14 protein-coding genes are annotated in these 16,288 nt (G+C 64.8%); 4 read left to right on the forward strand and 10 right to left on the reverse strand.

Features of this window, described 5'->3' with window-relative positions; genetic code table 11:
• Window positions 1-135: 135 nt before the first annotated feature.
• The 8 genes from CAG34_RS17980 to CAG34_RS18015 form a co-directional block, all read right to left on the reverse strand.
• Complete coding sequence (locus CAG34_RS17980; RefSeq protein WP_085591608.1) at window positions 136-2,907, reverse strand: hybrid sensor histidine kinase/response regulator; 2,772 nt, start codon at window positions 2,905-2,907, stop codon at window positions 136-138.
• A 144-nt stretch (window positions 2,908-3,051) separates the two neighbouring features.
• Entirely contained in the window at window positions 3,052-4,347 is a 1,296-nt protein-coding gene (gene purD / locus CAG34_RS17985; RefSeq protein ID WP_075046492.1) for a phosphoribosylamine--glycine ligase, read from the reverse strand.
• Between the two features lie 145 nt (window positions 4,348-4,492).
• Entirely contained in the window at window positions 4,493-6,100 is a 1,608-nt protein-coding gene (gene purH / locus CAG34_RS17990) for a bifunctional phosphoribosylaminoimidazolecarboxamide formyltransferase/IMP cyclohydrolase (RefSeq protein ID WP_075046491.1), read from the reverse strand.
• Window positions 6,101-6,181: 81 nt separating this feature from the next.
• The gene (gene fis / locus CAG34_RS17995; protein WP_012274390.1) at window positions 6,182-6,502 is read right to left on the reverse strand and encodes a DNA-binding transcriptional regulator Fis; all 321 of its coding nucleotides are present in this window, start codon (window positions 6,500-6,502) and stop codon (window positions 6,182-6,184) included.
• Window positions 6,499-7,512 carry a tRNA dihydrouridine synthase DusB gene (dusB, locus tag CAG34_RS18000; protein ID WP_085591610.1) on the reverse strand — a complete coding sequence of 338 codons (1,014 nt, stop codon included), beginning with the start codon at window positions 7,510-7,512 and terminating at the stop codon, window positions 6,499-6,501. The genes fis and dusB overlap by 4 nt, the downstream gene beginning before the upstream one ends.
• A gap of 258 nt (window positions 7,513-7,770) precedes the next feature.
• Window positions 7,771-9,132, reverse strand: coding sequence for a DUF3426 domain-containing protein (locus tag CAG34_RS18005; RefSeq protein WP_085591612.1), 1,362 nt, complete (start codon window positions 9,130-9,132; stop codon window positions 7,771-7,773).
• Window positions 9,133-9,174: 42 nt separating this feature from the next.
• A complete protein-coding gene (gene prmA / locus CAG34_RS18010) occupies window positions 9,175-10,053 on the reverse strand; it encodes a 50S ribosomal protein L11 methyltransferase (protein WP_025340777.1) in 879 nt (292 codons plus the stop codon).
• 249 nt (window positions 10,054-10,302) lie between these two features.
• The gene (locus tag CAG34_RS18015) at window positions 10,303-10,758 is read right to left on the reverse strand and encodes a MaoC family dehydratase (RefSeq protein WP_075046487.1); all 456 of its coding nucleotides are present in this window, start codon (window positions 10,756-10,758) and stop codon (window positions 10,303-10,305) included.
• A 143-nt stretch (window positions 10,759-10,901) separates the two neighbouring features.
• Between CAG34_RS18015 and CAG34_RS18020 the strand changes: the two genes are divergently transcribed.
• Genes CAG34_RS18020 through CAG34_RS18030 form a run of 3 tightly spaced genes read left to right on the forward strand, consistent with a single transcriptional unit; the run spans window position 10,902 to window position 12,577 of the window.
• Window positions 10,902-11,264 (forward strand): CidA/LrgA family protein, encoded by a 363-nt coding sequence (locus CAG34_RS18020; RefSeq protein WP_084785276.1) that lies wholly within the window; start codon window positions 10,902-10,904, stop codon window positions 11,262-11,264.
• On the forward strand, window positions 11,261-11,977 hold the full coding sequence (locus tag CAG34_RS18025) for an LrgB family protein (protein ID WP_025340774.1): 717 nt from the start codon (window positions 11,261-11,263) through the stop codon (window positions 11,975-11,977). Before CAG34_RS18020 ends, CAG34_RS18025 begins: the two co-directional genes overlap by 4 nt.
• Window positions 11,978-11,986: 9 nt before the next feature.
• Window positions 11,987-12,577, forward strand: a complete 591-nt coding sequence (locus tag CAG34_RS18030; protein ID WP_025340773.1) for an LON peptidase substrate-binding domain-containing protein — start codon at window positions 11,987-11,989, stop codon at window positions 12,575-12,577.
• A gap of 120 nt (window positions 12,578-12,697) precedes the next feature.
• Here CAG34_RS18030 and CAG34_RS18035 read toward each other — a convergent pair whose 3' ends face one another.
• Window positions 12,698-14,014 carry a bifunctional DedA family/phosphatase PAP2 family protein gene (locus CAG34_RS18035; RefSeq protein ID WP_025340772.1) on the reverse strand — a complete coding sequence of 439 codons (1,317 nt, stop codon included), beginning with the start codon at window positions 14,012-14,014 and terminating at the stop codon, window positions 12,698-12,700.
• Between the two features lie 3 nt (window positions 14,015-14,017).
• Entirely contained in the window at window positions 14,018-14,686 is a 669-nt protein-coding gene (locus tag CAG34_RS18040) for a DNA-3-methyladenine glycosylase (RefSeq protein WP_085591743.1), read from the reverse strand.
• Between the two features lie 329 nt (window positions 14,687-15,015).
• On the opposite strand from CAG34_RS18040, the gene CAG34_RS18045 reads away from it, so the two are divergent.
• Window positions 15,016-16,287, forward strand: a complete 1,272-nt coding sequence (locus CAG34_RS18045) for a glutamate-5-semialdehyde dehydrogenase (protein WP_025340770.1) — start codon at window positions 15,016-15,018, stop codon at window positions 16,285-16,287.
• Window position 16,288 lies beyond the last annotated feature (1 nt).

Here is a 16,288-nt window from a genome sequence, read left to right on the forward strand (position 1 = left end):
TGAACTCGCGGGTGTAGGTCTTTCGTTCTTGCATGGAACCTCCTGATTGGGCGAATCATATCGCCCTTAAGAGGTGTCCGGGATCATTAGGCCAGTTCAGCTTGCCGGCGATGAGGCCAGTACAGGCAGTACAGATCAGGAAGCAGGCGCCGGATCCACCTTGGCTTCCCGGTGATTGGCCCAGTACTGGATCAGCTCTCGCAACTGCGACAGTTCCACCGGTTTGGCCATGTGCCCGTCCATGCCCGCCAGGCGGGCGCGTTCCTTGTGTTCGGCAAGTATGTGCGCGGTCAGCGCCACCACCGGGGTGCGCTGGCGCTGGTTGGCCGCTTCCCAGGCGCGCAGCTGCTGGGTGGCCGAGAAGCCGTCCAGTATCGGCATTTCGCAGTCCATCAGCACCAGGTCATAGCGCTGCGCCTTCATCGCCTGCAAGGCCTCTTCGCCATTGCTGGCGGTGTCGGGCTCGAGGTTGAGCTTGCCGAGCATGCCGCGGATCACCTTGGTCGAGATGCTGTTGTCCTCGGCGACCAGCACGCGGAAATCGCCGGGCAGGTCCAGTGCCTGGGGGATGCCGGGCAAACTGGCTGGTATGGCTTGCTCGCGGCCGCGCTGGGCCAGTTCTTCGGCCAGGGTGGTTTTCAGCGTGTAGCCGGCCACCGGCTTGGCGAGGATCCGCTTGACCCCGGCGTTGCGCGCAATGACCTTGCTCGGCGCGTTGCTGATGCCGGTGAGCATCACCACCAGGATGTCGTGGTTCAGGCTCGGGTCTTCCTTGATCTTGGCGGCCAGCTGCATGCCGGTCATGCCTGGCATGTTCTGGTCCAGCAGCACGGCATCGAAGTAGTCGCGCAGGTGGGCCTTGGTGCGCAGCAGGGCCAGGGCTTCCTTGCCCGACGGGACCGCGCTGACGTTCATGCCCCAGGCACTGCACTGCTGTACCAGCACCTTGCGGCAGGTATCGTTGTCGTCCACCACCAGTACGCGAGCATCGCGCAGCGGGCTTTCCAGGTCGGCCGGTGGCTGTTCCAGGCGCGAAGGGTCCAGCGGCAGCGTCAGCCACAGGGTGTTGCCCATGCCGGAGCTGCTCTTGATGCCGAACTCGCCCTGCATCAGGCCGATCAGCTGCTTGGCGATGACCAGCCCCAGGTGGCCGCCCAGCTTGTTGCTGGACAGGAAGTGGTGGCTGTGCAACTCGGCCTGCAGCAGGGCTTCGCGGTCAGCGGCGGGCAACGGTTCGCCGCTGTCCTGCACGGCGATGCGCAGGCGCGGTACCTCGCCGCGCTGGTCCAGCGCCACTACCAGCAGGATCTCGCCCTGGTCGGTGTTTTTCAGGGCATTCTCCAGCAGGCTCGACAAGGCCTGGCGCAGGCGCGTCGGGTCGCCGCTGATCACCCGTGGTACCTGCGGCTGGGTGAAGCTGATCAGTTCGATGTTCTGTTGTTCGGCCTTGGCGCGGAAGATGTTCAGGCAATCTTCGATCAGCGCGTTGAGGTCGAACTGCACATCATCGAGTTCGATCTGCCGGGATTCCAGCTTGGAAATGTCGAGAATCTCGTTGATCAGCGTGAGCAGTTCGTTGCCGGCGCTGTGAATGGTCTGCACGTAGTCGCGCTGCTTGACCGACAGCGGCGTGCCCAGCAGCAGCTCGGTCATGCCCAGCACACCGTTCATGGGGGTGCGGATTTCGTGGCTGATCTTGGCCAGGAACTCGGCCTTGGCGTTGATTTCGGCATCGCTGGCAGCCAGGGCGCGGCTGGCGCTGAAGCGCTCCTCGCTCATGCGCCGCAGGCGTTCGCTGACTGCCAGGTTGAGCAGCAGGCCGCTGGCCACGGTCAGCCCCAGCAGGATGCACAGCAGCCAGGGCGTCGAGGTACGGGTCAGGCCCAGCAGCGCTGGCAGCAGCACCAGCCCACCGAGGTTGAACACCACCATGGCCAGGCTGAACAGGCGTGCGGGTGCATAGCCCTTGTACCAGTGGTAGCTGCTGACCAGCAGCATGCTCACGCTGCCCAGGGCCATCAGGGCGTAGGTCATCAGGTTGAGGGGCAGGGTGTCGACGAACAGCAGCACCAACCCGCTCAACCCGACCACCAGCATCTCGCCCTGCAGCAGGCGGTTGAGCCGTGGCGAGTTGCATGGCGAGAAGAAATGCTGGGTGAAACACAGCCCGGCCAGGCCGGCCAGGACCAGCGTCAGGTATGCGGCGGGCGTTTGCGCGCTGTGCCACACGTGCCACCAGGGGCCGCTGAGGTTCAGCAGGATCAGGCCGCTGAGCAGCATCAGGCCGTGGTACAGCGCCAGGATCAGGGTGGTGCTGGAGCGGCTGTAGAGGAAGCGGATCAGGTTGTGCATGATCAGCATCACCAGGCCGCCGAACAGCATGCCGAACAGCAGTGGCTGGCGCTGGTCGGAGGCTGCCACGGCCGCAGGCTCCAGGCTGATGGCCGGGCGCAGCTGGTGCTCGGAAACCAGGCGCAGGTAGATATCCAGGGGGTGCTTGCTGTTGGGCAGGGGCAGTACATGGTCGCTGCCACGCAGGGTCGGGCTGGCATTGCCGGCCTGGCGCCCGTGGTGCAGCTGACGCAGAAGCTTGTCGCCCTCGAGGGCGTAGAGGTCCAGGCCAGAAAGGTCTGGGGCGAAAACCCGCAGCAGTTGTTCCTGCTCGCCGGGCTCCAGGCGGTAGTGCAGCCACAGGGCCTGTTCCGCAGGGGCGGCATCCAGGTCGGCGAGTACCAGCGGGCTGAACTGGTTGCGGTAACGCTCGGAGCGCACGTCGCTCAGTTGCAGGTTGGCCTGTTCGTCGAGCAGAACGGCCCAGCCTCCGTCATGTTCGGCCGCAGCCGGGAACATACAGAGCAAGGTCAGCAAGCTGACGATCAGAGCTGAGGCAATCCGAAGCCGACGCACTACGAAATCCCTTCTTAGCCAAGGTGCCGGGTATTAACTATGCGCGGCGCGCCAAGTCGAAGGCAAGGCCCCTCGGGGCCCTGTCGACGAGCCGGATGCCGCAGGCGCAAGGTGCTGGAGCGCGCTGCGGCAGCCCGGTACAACTTACTGCTGGTGCTCACCGCGCTCGCGGGCGATGGCCCGGTAGCCGATGTCGGTGCGGTAGAAGCTGCCGTTCCAGCTTACTTCCTTGGCCAGGCGGTAAGCCTGCTGCTGCGCGTCGGCAACGGTGCTGCCCATGGCGGTGGCACACAGCACGCGGCCGCCGTTGGTGGTCACCTTGCCATCCTTGAGCGCAGTACCGGCGTGGAACACCTTGCCTTCGATCTTCGCGGCAGCGTCCAGGCCATTGATCACGTCACCCTTGGCGTAGTCGCCCGGGTAGCCGCCGGCAGCCAGTACCACGCCCAGGCTCGGGCGCGGGTCCCACTGTGCTTCGACCTTGTCCAGCGCCTTGGCGAATGCGGCCTCGACCAGCAGCACCAGGCTCGACTCCAGGCGCAGCATGACTGGCTGGGTCTCAGGGTCGCCGAAGCGGCAGTTGAACTCGATGACCTTGGGGTTGCCCGCCTTGTCGATCATCAGGCCGGCGTAGAGGAAGCCGGTGTAGACGTTGCCTTCCTCGGCCATGCCGCGCACGGTCGGCCAGATCACCTGGTCCATCACGCGCTGGTGCACTTCGGCGGTGACCACCGGGGCAGGGGAGTAGGCACCCATGCCGCCGGTGTTCGGGCCGGTGTCCTGGTCGCCGACGCGCTTGTGGTCCTGGCTGGTGGCCATGGGCAGCACGTTCTGGCCGTCGACCATGACGATGAAGCTGGCTTCCTCGCCGTCGAGGAACTCCTCGATCACCACGCGGGAGCCCGCATCGCCGAAGGCGTTGCCGGCCAGCATGTCACGCACGGCGGCTTCGGCTTCTTCCAGGGTCATGGCGACGATCACGCCCTTGCCCGCGGCCAGGCCGTCGGCCTTGATCACGATCGGCGCGCCTTTTTCCTGCAGGTAGGCCAGCGCCGGCTCGATTTCGGTGAAGTTCTGGTAGTCGGCGGTCGGGATCTTGTGACGCGCCAGGAAGTCCTTGGTGAAGGCCTTGGAGCCTTCCAGCTGGGCCGCGCCCTTGGTCGGACCGAAGCAGTCCAGGCCGCGGCTGCGGAACAGGTCGACCACACCGATGACCAGCGGTGCTTCCGGGCCGACGATGGTCAGGTCGACGTTCTTCTCGGCGAAGTCAGCCAGTTGCTCCAGGGCGCACACGTCGATGGCGACGTTCTCGCACTTGGCTTCAATGGCGGTGCCGGCGTTGCCCGGGGCAACGAAGACTTTCTCCACGCGTGGGTCCTGGGCGACTTTCCAGGCCAGGGCGTGCTCACGGCCGCCGCTGCCGATGATCAAAACTTTCATGTCAAAACCTCGATTCAGGTGATCCCGAGGCTGGTGGGGAACGCTGTGGGAGCGGGCGTGCCCGCGAATGCGGCGGTGAATTCACCATCGTATTCGCGGGCACGCCCGCTCCCACAGGATCGCCGCTTGCCCGGGATCCGCGTAATTAGTGGCGGAAGTGGCGCATACCGGTGAAGACCATGGCGATGCCGGCTTCGTCAGCAGCAGCAATCACCTCGGCATCACGCATCGAACCACCCGGCTGGATCACGGCGCTGATACCCACTTTAGCCGCATTGTCGATGCCGTCACGGAACGGGAAGAACGCGTCCGACGCCATGACTGCGCCCTGCACCTGCAGGCCGGCATGCTCGGCCTTGATTGCAGCAATGCGCGCGGAGTTGACGCGGCTCATCTGGCCGGCGCCGACGCCGATGGTCTGGCGCTGCTTGGCGTAGACAATGGCGTTGGACTTGACGAACTTGGCCACTTTCCAGGCGAACACCAGGTCGTGGATCTCTTGCTCGGTAGGCGCACGCTTGGTGACGATCTTCAGGTCATCGGCGGTGATCATGCCGATATCGCGGCTTTGCACCAGCAGGCCACCGTTAACGCGCTTGAAGTCCCAGCCGGCAGCGCGCTCGGCTGGCCACTCGCCGCATTCCAGCAGGCGTACGTTCTGCTTGGCGGCAACCACGTCGCGGGCAGCCTGGGAGATTTTCGGGGCGATGATCACTTCGACGAACTGGCGGTCGACAATGGCCTTGGCGGTTTCGCCGTCCAGCTCGCGGTTGAAGGCGATGATGCCGCCGAACGCCGACTCGGTGTCGGTGGCATAGGCCAGGTCGTAGGCCTTGCGGATGCCGCCTTCGTCTTCAGGTACCACGGCCACGCCGCATGGGTTGGCGTGCTTGACGATGACGCAGGCCGGCTTGACGAAGCTCTTCACGCACTCCAGTGCGGCGTCGGTGTCGGCCACGTTGTTGAACGACAGTTCCTTGCCCTGCAGCTGGATGGCGGTGGAAACGCTGGCTTCGCCTTTTTTCGCTTCCACGTAGAACGCCGCGCTCTGGTGCGGGTTCTCGCCGTAGCGCATTTCCTGGGCCTTGACGAACTGGCTGTTGAAGGTGCGCGGGAATTCGCTGCGGTCTTCAGTGCTCAGGGTCTCTTTGGCCTGATCGATGGTGCCCATGTAGTTGGCGATCATGCCGTCGTAGGCGGCGGTGTGCTCGAACGCCTTGAGCATCAGGTCGAAGCGCTGGGCGTAGGTCAGGCCACCGGCCTTGAGGCCTTCGACGATGCCGGCGTAGTCGCTGGCGTTGACCACGATGGCCACGTCCTTGTGGTTCTTGGCAGCCGAACGGACCATGGTCGGGCCGCCGATGTCGATGTTCTCGATGGCGGTCGGCAGATCACAGCCAGGCTTGGAAATGGTGGCTTCGAACGGGTACAGGTTGACTGCTACCAGGTCGATCGGCTTGATGCCGTGCTCGTTCATGATGGCGTCGTCGGTGCCGCGACGGCCGAGGATGCCACCGTGGATTTTCGGGTGCAGGGTCTTGACCCGGCCATCCATCATTTCGGCGAAGCCGGTGTAGTCGGCCACTTCCACCGCGTTGACGCCGTTGTCCTTGAGCAGCTTGTAGGTGCCGCCGGTGGACAGGATCTCGACACCGAGCTGCTGCAGCTCACGGGCGAATTCGAGGATACCGGTCTTGTCGGAGACGCTGATCAGGGCGCGGCGGACTGGCAGGCGGGTAGTCTGGTCGGTCATTTCGGGTTCCAATAACGCGGTGGAGTCAGCAAAAAAGGCGCCTCTGTTCAGGGAGCCGCCTTTTCTGGTTGGGATTCTGGCTTACAACAAGTCGTACTGCTTGAGCTTCTTGCGCAGGGTGCCTCGGTTCAGCCCGAGCATCTCGCTGGCCTTGGTCTGGTTGCCCTTCACGTAGTTCATCACGCTTTCGAGCAGGGGCGCCTCGACTTCGGAGAGCACCAGGTTGTACACGTCCGTCACGGTCGCGCCTTCCAGGTGGGCGAAGTAGTTGTGCAGCGCCTTCTCGACGCTGTCGCGAAGGGTCTGGCCCTCTTCGCTCGGCGTGTTGAGGTGCTGTTTCAGGTTGGCGTTGTCGCTCACGGGCGTTGTTCCACTCACAAATGTCTCGGTCATCATCGTCATGCGGCCACCCCTTGTCCGTCCTCTGTCTCAAGGCTCTGTCGACGTTCGCTGAAAAACGCGCGAACGTTGGCGCACTGCGCTTGTGTGTCTTCCAAAGCGTTGAACCGGGAGCGAAACTCCTTGCCGCCGGGTCGTGTTGCCAGGTACCAGCCAACGTGCTTGCGGGCGATACGTACGCCCATCACATCGCCATAGAAGGCATGCAGCGCGGCCAGGTGCTCCAGCAGGATGCGTTCCACTTCTTCCAGCTGCGGCGCTGGCAGGTGTTCGCCAGTGCGCAGGTAATGCTCGATCTCGCGAAAGATCCATGGCCGCCCCTGGGCGGCCCGGCCGATCAACAGGCCATCTACCCCGGTGGCGTCCAGCACCGCCCGGGCCTTTTCTGGCGAGGTGATATCGCCGTTGGCAAAAACCGGGATCGACACCGCCTGCTTGATGGCAGCGATGGTGTCGTATTCGGCTTCGCCGGTGTACAGGTCGGCGCGTGTGCGGCCATGCACCGCCAGCGCCTGGATGCCGGCCTGCTCGGCGATCCTCGCCACGTTCAGGCCGTTCTTGTTCGCCCGGTCCCAGCCGGTGCGGATCTTCAGGGTCACCGGGACGTCCACGGCGCCGACCACGGCGTGGAGAATCTCGCTGACCAAGGCTTCATCTCTCAATAAAGCAGAGCCTGCGGCTTTGTTGCAGACTTTTTTTGCCGGGCAGCCCATGTTGATATCAATGATCTGGGCGCCTGCTTCGACGTTGGCCTTTGCCGCCGCTGCCATCATCTGCGCATCACCACCGGCGATCTGCACCGAGCGTGGCTCGGGATCACCTTCATGGATGCGGCGCAGGCTCGACTTGCGGCTGTTCCACAGGCTCATGTCGCTGGAGACCATTTCCGACACTACCATGCCGGCGCCCAGGCGCTGGCAAAGTGTACGGAAAGGCTGGTCCGTGACCCCGGCCATGGGCGCGAGGATCAGGTTGTTACGTAGTGTGTATGGGCCGATGCGTACCGCCGACATAGGTGATCCCTGTTGTGGGGCCGAATCTTGGAGTTCGAAAAAGGGTTGGCATGATACCCGCTCTCGGTGACCGGATAAAGATGGATTTGGATAAAATCTGAACAGTTGTCGGCTTATGACATTTGGTATGGGGGAGGGCTTGGGGCTGCTTTGCAGCCCTTTCGCGACACAAGGCCGCTCCTGCAGGCGAACGCGATCCCCTGTGGGAGCGGCCTCGTGTCGCGAAAGGGGCGCAAAGCGCCCCCACAGGCATATTGTTTATTCCGGCGAGCGGAAGCTCAGGCTGTAATTGACGGCCTTCGGCCCCGGATCGAGGATGTCCAGGGCGATGTGGATCGGGGTCTGGCTGGGCATTTCGCCGCGCCCGGCCAGTTCGCCGGACAGGTATTCGCTGGGCTTGAAGCGACGGCTGGCGATCAGCTGGCCATTGAGGTCGGCGAAGCGCAGTTCCAGCAGCGGGAACGGCTGGGCGAACGGCGCGCGGTTGTAGATGATCGCATCGACGATCAGTGCGCCCTTGAAGTCCGGGTGGCTGCGTACCACCAGGTTGCTGCTCTTGATTCGGGCGATATCGACGCGGGTCGGGACTTCGCAGCCGACCAACGGGCAGACTTGCTGGAAGAGCGGCCGGTACTGGTCCTGGCGGGCCATTTCATCGAAGTGGAACCACACGTACTGGAACGCCAGCAAGCCAGCGGCCAGCAGGGTCAGGAAGCCCCACAGCAGGCGCTTGCCCCAGTTGGGTGCGGGCTTTTCCCAGCCCAGTTGCAGCGGGTCGTCGACCACGTCGACCAGCGGCTCCTTGCGCGCCGGGCGCTCGGCTTTGCCGGCAAGGCCTGGTTCCAGGCGTTCGCCGGGCAGCGGCTCGACAGGCTCGTCATCGCGCGCCGACAGGTGCAGCTCCAGCGGCTCGTCGTCGCGGGCGCTCAGGCCCTGTTCCGGGGCTTCATCATCGCTGGCACGCAGCGGTTCGTTGAATTCGGGGTGGTCATCGATTTCGACGGCACGGTGTACCGGTGGCTCGTCGTCGATGTCCAGGTCCAGATTGCCGCCTAGCGTCGGCTCGGTACGCTCGCCAGGGGCGGGCTCCAGGTCCAGCTCCAAGGGCTCCGGCTCCCGCAGCACGGGCGCGGTTTCTATCGCCGGTTGCGGTTCGAACGGTTCATCGGTAGCCGTACCGAACAGGTCGTCGGCATGTTCGTCCGGGTGCAGTTCGTCACGCCGCGCCTGCAGGCCGTCATCCTGGCTGGCCGGGCGAGCCGTGGCCGGTTGGCCGCGGCGCTCCAGGCGCTCCAGTTCCATGTCGAGGTCGAGCGCGTCCAACGCCTGGTTGGTGAGCGCCCAGTCCTCGTCCGGGGTGGTGCCGGGTTCGCTGGCGACAGGCTCGGGTGCGATCACCGGTTCGGCCAGCGGATCGGCAGGAACGGCAGGCATCGGTGCCGGCACAACAGGTGCGCTGGCTCCGCCGGCGCGGTTCTGCTCCAGCAGCTGCTTTGCGGCGTTGAACACCTGCAGGCAGTGGCCGCAGCGCACTACACCGCGGGCCACGCTCAACTGGTGGTGGGTGACGCGAAAGCTGGTCTGGCAATGCGGGCACTGGGTGACGAAACTGTCGGTCATGCGGCAATCCGGGAGCTGTGCAGAAAAGTATTCTAGGCCCGCTTAACGGCGGCGACCACTGATGCGCACCCAGCCGTCGCGCACGACGATCGGGTCCAGCTCGAAGTCGGCGGCATAGGCCGCGGCCACTTCCTCACCCTGCTCGGCGAGGATGCCCGACAGCGCCAGCAGGCCACCTGGGCGGACCAGGCCGGACAGTTGCGGTGCCAGCGACACCAGCGGGCCGGCGAGGATGTTGGCGACCAGCACGTCGGCCTGCATGGCCGGCATGTGCTCGGGCAGGTACAGCGCCAGCTTCTCATCGGCGATGCCGTTGCGCTGGGCGTTGTCGCGCGAAGCCTCGATGGCCTGCACGTCGATGTCGGTACCGACCGCCTCACGGGCGCCCAGCAGCAGCGCGGCGATGGCCAGAATGCCCGAGCCGCAGCCGAAGTCCAGCACCTGGGTGCCTTCGAGTTGCTGGCCGTCGAGCCATTCCAGGCACAGGGCGGTGGTCGGGTGGGTGCCGGTGCCGAACGCCAGGCCCGGGTCGAGCAGCAGGTTCACCGCGTCCTGTTCCGGGGCCTCGTGCCAGCTGGGCACGATCCACAGGCGGCGGCCGAAGCGCATCGGCTGGAAGTTGTCCATCCAGCTGCGTTCCCAGTCCTGGTCCTCGATCACCTCGGCCTGGTGCTCGGGCAGCTCGGCGCCGGTCAGCAGGCGCAGGTGGGCGAATACCTGCTCAGGATCGGCATCGGCCTCGAACAGGGCCAGCAGGTGGGTGTGCGACCACAGCGGGGTGGTGTTGAGGTCTGGCTCGAAGATCGGTTGATCCTCGGCGTCCATGAACGTGACCGAGACGGCACCCACTTCGAGCAGGGCATCTTCGTAGGTTTCGGCTTGTTCCGGGCTGATGGCCAGGCGTACTTGCAGCCAGGGCATGGCGGGCACCTTTGGTAAATCGACAGGGGCAGCCCTAGGCTGCGCGAAGGCTGGCAGTTTACGCGAGTGCGGTGGGTTTGTAGAGGAGGCCAGGCACGGACATCGTTGGGGCTACTGCCTTGCACAACATTGAAATCCTGGCATGCACCCTGTGGGAGCGGGCGCGCCCGCGAACACGGGCGAAGCCCGTGCCATCCACCGCGGTGCTTGCTTCGCGGGCATGCCCGCTCCCACAGAAACTGTGGTGTATCAGACAAAACAGAGGGAAAGCGACTCAGCTATATAAGCAGGTTTTTCTTCTCCCTCGATTTCCAGCGTGGCAATCGCCTTGAGCAACCATTGCCCCGGCCTCTTCTCCGTCACCTCGGCCAAATCCACCTTCAGTCGCACCTGGCTGTCGACCTTGACCGGCTGGATGAACCGCACACTGTCCAGTCCGTAGTTCACCACCATCTTCAGCCCTTCCGGCAGGACCAGGATGTCCTCGATCAGCTTGGGAATCAGCGACAACGTCAGGAAACCGTGGGCGATCGTGCCGCCAAACGGGGTTTTCGCCGCCTTTTCCGGGTCGACATGGATGAACTGGAAATCGCCCGTGGCTTCGGCGAACAGGTTGATGCGTTGCTGGTCGATCTTCAGCCAGGCCGAGTGGCCCAGTTCCTTACCAACGTACTGCGAAAGCTCTGTAACCGGTACATGGGGCATCGCGGACTCTCCAGGTTGTCAGTTGGTACGAAAGTGCAAGATCAGCACGGCGAACCGTTTCAGTCAAGTTGCGCGCTTTTCGACGAATATCGGTATATGGCGGCACGTGCTTATAATGGCGGCCATGCCCGAGGGAGATGCTTATGCTGTTGCGTGGTTTGACCTGGCTGGTGCTGTTCCAGCTGCTGGGGACGGCGATCAACCACCTGTTGGTGCCGTTTTTGCCGGGGCCGATCATCGGCCTGTTGCTGCTGTTGTTCTTCCTCATGGCCCGTGGTGAGGTGGGCAAGCCGCTGAACGAGGCCGCCAGCAGCCTGCTGCGCTACCTGCCGCTGTTGCTGGTGCCGCCAGCGGTGGGGGTGATGGTGTATGCCAGGGATATCGCCGCCGACTTCTGGGCCATTGCCGGTGCCTTGCTGATCTCCTGCCTGGTGACCCTGGTGTTCGTCGGCGTGTTGATGCAAAAGCTCATCCACCGCCAGGGCCGGCGCGAGGAGCAGCCATGATGCTCGACTGGCAAGGCGCACTGGATGCGGTCGTTCATCATCCCTTGTTCGGTATCGGCATCACGCTTGGGGCCTACCAGGTGGTGCTGGCGGCCTACGAGAAGACCCGCTGGATCTTCCTGCAGCCGGTACTGGTGTCGATGCTGCTGGTGATCGGCGTGTTGCTGGTGTGTGGCATCGACTACCGCGAATACCGCAAGAGCACCGAAATCATGAACATCCTGCTGGGGCCTGCCACCGTGGCCCTGGCCGTGCCGCTCTACCTCAACCTGCGGCGTATCCGGCAGCTGTTCTGGCCCACATTTACTACGCTGGTAGTCGGAGGCCTGTTCGCCACGCTGTGCTGCCTGTTGCTGGGCTGGTGGTTCGGTGCCGAGCACATGATCCTGATGACCATGGCGCCGAAATCGGTGACCTCGCCGATCGCCATGCTGGTGGCCGAGCAGATCGGTGGCGTGGCGGCCCTGGCGGCGGTGTTCGTGTTGATTACCGGGGTGATCGGGGCAATCTTCGGCCCGGCGCTGCTGAGCCGTTTTGGCGTGCATAGCCCCGAGGCACGCGGCATGTCTCTGGGCGTGACCGCGCACGCGGTGGGCACTTCGGTGGCCCTGCAGGAAAGTGACGAATGCGGCGCCTTTGCCGCGTTGGCGATGAGCCTGATGGGGGTGGCCACGGCGGTGTTCCTGCCGCTGGCGGTCAGCCTGGTGGCTTGAGGACTTGTGATGACGCTACCGCTGTTTCCCCTCAATACCGTGCTGTTTCCTGGTTGTTTCCTCGATTTGCAGATTTTCGAGGCACGCTACCTGGACATGATCGGGCGCTGCATGAAACGGGGCGAAGGTTTTGGTGTGGTGTGCATCCTGGAAGGCGAGCAGGTCGGCAAGGCGCCGCCGGTGGTTGCCTCGATCGGCTGCGAGGCGGTGATCCGTGACTTCGTGCAGCAGGATAACGGCTTGCTGGGTATCCGCGTCGAAGGTGTGCGGCGCTTCAACCTGGAAAGCACCGAGGTGCAGAAGGACCAGTTGCTGGTGGGGCAGGTGCAATGGCTGCCGGAGCAGGCGGACAGCCCGTTGCTCGAGGCGGACGAAGACCTGCTGGCGCTGCTGGTGGCCCTGGGCGAACACCCGATGGTCGAAGCCCTGGACATGCCGCGCCCGGTGGACGGGCGCCAGGCGTTGGCCAACCAGTTGGCGTACCTGCTGCCGTTCATGGAAGAGGACAAGCTGGATTTGCTGACCCTCGACTCGCCACAGGAGCGGTTGGGGGAAATCCAGAAGCTGCTGGAGCGGATTCAGGGAGAGCTGTTTGCCTGAAGTGCTGTGTTGCCTATACCAGCCTCTTCGCGGGCTTGCCCGCTCCCACAGAGATAGCGCCCTCTCGGGCCGGTACCTGTAGGAGCGGGCAAGCCCGCGAAGAGGCCGGTACAGGCGACATCAATATTGATACCGCAGCAAAGCCTGCGGCAGCGCATGCATGGCAAAGAACGCCAGCAATGCGACACACGCCGGCAACACCAGCCACCACACCCGCAGCGGCAAGGCTGGCAGGGTCTGGTGACGCTGCACCAGTGCCAGGCTGAGCGCGCACACACAGCACGCCAGCAAGGCCCCGGCGAGGATGTCGGTCGGCCAGTGCGCCCCCAGGTACACCCGTGACAGGGCAATCGCCAGCGCTGGAATACAGCCCAGCATCACCCAGGTCAGGCGCATCCGCGGCGGCTGCCCGCGCCCGGCCAGCACCGCCATCACCAGAAAGAACGCAAACGACGCCGAACTGTGCCCGCTGGGCATGCTGTAGCTGGTCAGCGGGTCACTCAGCACTTCCGGGCGGGCCCGGGCGAACAGCCACTTCAGCGTGCCGTTGGCAAGCGCCGTACCCATCAGCGCGCCCGCAGCGAACATGGCATGCCGCCACTGCCGGGCAAGCAGCAGCAGGCCCGTCAGCAGGCCGCCGAGGAACAACTGGGTGCGGAAATCGCCCAGCCGGGTCACCAGCACCACGGCGCCATCGATGGCCTGGCTGCGGTGTTCCTGCACCAGTGTCATCACGCCCTGGTCGAATTCGTGCAGGTAGGGCCAGCCGAGGAAGACCCCGGCCAAGGCCAGGAAACTCATGCCGGCGATCAGCCGGGTGCCGTGGCGTTGATCGCGAATGCTGGTGTTCAGGCTCAGCCCGATGATGACAGCCAGGGTCCCGGCGATGATCCCGGCATCCAGCCAGAAGCCTTCCGGCAAGGGCAGGCGCATGGCCGCGCCGGTAGCCCAGCCGGGCAGCAGGTAGGCCACCGCCCAGCCGGCACCGGCCACCAGGCTGACGGCGATGAAGCGCGGCAGTGGCATGTCGAACATGCCGGCGACCATCGGCAGCATCGGCCGCAGCGGCCCGATGAAGCGGCCTACCAGCAGGCTGGCGATGCCGTAGCGCTGGAAGTAGGCCTCGGCACTGCCGATCCATTCCGGATGGTGGCGCAGCAGGGGCAGGCGGCGGATATTCTGGTGGAAGTACTTGCCCACCGTGTACGACAAGGCATCGCCCACCAGGCCGCCGAGAAAGCCCAGCAGCAGCGTTTCGCCCAGGCTGAAGGCGCCGCTGCCGGCCAGTACCGCGACCGCGAACAGCAGCACGGTGCCTGGCACGATGATGCCGGCAATGGCCAGGCACTCGATGCAGGCCACCAGGAAAATTGCCAGGCCAAGCCACTGCGGGTTGGCGCTGAGCCAGCCGGTCAGGCTGTCGAGCCATTGGCCCATGGTTCAGCTTCCTTGTTCGAGAATGAAGAAGTCGCGGCCTTCGACTTGGCCACGACGTAACGGGTTCCGCGTACAGAAACGGGCGTATTCGGCATCGACGAAACGGTAGGGCAGGTGCTCGTCGCGGCCATGCGGGATGCCCAGGCGGGTGGCCTGGATCACCCGTGGCACGACGTTGCCGCAATCTTCCACGTACAGGCGCTCGGCGTCGAAACGCTGGGCGTCCCAGTGCGGCACCTTCAGGCCCAGGGCCCGGCACAGCAAGGTCTGGCCGGCGCACAGGCGCTCGGCCGGGCGGAGGTTGCCGCTGGCATCGGGGTTGTTCAGTTGCATCTGTGCCAGGCTGTTCGGCCCCGAGCGGGCGTCCTGCCAAGGATAGGCCGACTTGATCAGCACCGCGTTGCCCGGCCCGTGGGCGCTGAAGTTCAGCGAGTCGCCGCCGCGCGCGTAGTACATATAGATGTGCCCGCCATCGAGGAACAACGCCTTGCGTTTCTCGGTGTGGCCGAGCGAGGCGTGGCTGCCTTTGTCGGTGAGGTAGTAGGCCTCGGTCTCGATGATGCGCGCGGCCAGCCACAGGTCGCCGTGGCGATGGCGGATGACCTTGCCCAGCAGGGCCTTGGCCAGGGTCTGGGCGTCGCGGTCGAAAAAGCTGTCGGGCAAGGCTGGCATGCGGGCGGTTCGCGGTTGGGAGGCGGGGATGATAGCAATGAATGGCTTAATCGAGGCTGAATCGAGTGGGATGTTGGCAGTGCCGGCCCTTTCGCGGGCTCGCCCGCTCCCACAGGTACCTCGGAGGTCCCAGGCCTTGTGCAATCCCTGTGGGAGCGGGCGTGCCCGCGAAAAGGCCGCAACAGATGGTGGGTTTTTCGATAACCCCGGTTACATCTTTCCTACACAATGCCCCCAGCCATTTTCTACCATCCGCCACCCGCCGCTGGGCGTACACCTGCGCGGCAGTTATAATCAGCCGATTTCCCCTTCGCCAAGACACCGAACCCATGACTGAGTCCGTTCTTGACTATATGACCCGCCTGGGTCGCGCTGCCCGTGAGGCTTCCCGGGTGATCGGCCGTGCCAGCACCGCGCAGAAGAACCGCGCCCTGCAGGCTGCCGCCGATGCACTGGACGCCGCTCGTGCCGAGCTTACCGCTGCCAACGAGCTGGACCTGGCCGCCGGCCGTGCCAACGGCCTGGAGCCGGCGCTGCTCGACCGCCTGGCGCTGACCCCGGCGCGTATCGACGGCATGATCACCGGCCTGCGCCAGGTGGCCAGCCTGCCGGACCCGGTCGGTGCCATCCGCGACATGAGCTACCGCCCATCCGGTATCCAGGTTGGCAAGATGCGCACGCCGCTGGGGGTGATCGGGATCATCTACGAGTCGCGCCCGAACGTGACCATCGATGCCGCCAGCCTGTGCCTGAAGTCGGGGAACGCGACCATCCTGCGTGGTGGCTCCGAGGCCATCCACTCCAACCGCGCCATCGCCACCTGCATCCAGCGTGGCCTGGCCGCCGCCGGCCTGCCGGCAGCCGTGGTGCAGGTGGTCGAGACTACCGACCGCGAAGCCGTGGGCGCGCTGATCAGCATGCCGGAATTCGTCGACGTCATCGTGCCGCGCGGTGGCCGTGGCCTGATCGAACGCATCAGCCGCGATGCCCGCGTGCCGGTGATCAAGCACCTGGACGGTATCTGCCACGTCTACGTCAGCCAGCACGCCGACCTGGACAAGGCCTGGCGTGTGGCGTTCAACGCCAAGACCTACCGCTACGGCATCTGTGGCGCCATGGAAACGCTGCTGGTCGACCAGCAGGTGGCCGAGCGCTTCCTGCCTGAAATGGCCCGCCGCTTCCAGGAGAAGGGCGTCGAACTGCGTGGCTGCGAGCGCACCCGGGCGATCATCGACGCCAAGCCGGCCACCGAGGCCGACTGGCACACCGAGTACCTCGATGCGATCCTGTCGATCCGTGTGGTCGACGGCCTGGACCAGGCCATCGAGCACATCAACCACTATGGCTCGCACCACACCGATTCGATCATCAGCGAACACCAGGGTGAAGCCCGCCAGTTCATGGCCGAGGTCGACTCGGCGTCGGTCATGCTCAATACCCCGACCTGCTTCGCCGACGGCTTCGAGTACGGCCTGGGTGCGGAAATCGGCATTTCCACCGACAAGCTGCATGCCCGTGGCCCGGTCGGCCTGGAAGGCCTGACTTGCGAGAAGTACGTAGTGATCGGCGACGGCCAGCTGCGCGGCCAGGAGTCCTGCTGAG

The organism is Pseudomonas sp. B14(2017), from assembly GCF_002113255.1.
Taxonomy (GTDB): domain Bacteria; phylum Pseudomonadota; class Gammaproteobacteria; order Pseudomonadales; family Pseudomonadaceae; genus Aquipseudomonas; species Aquipseudomonas putida_Z.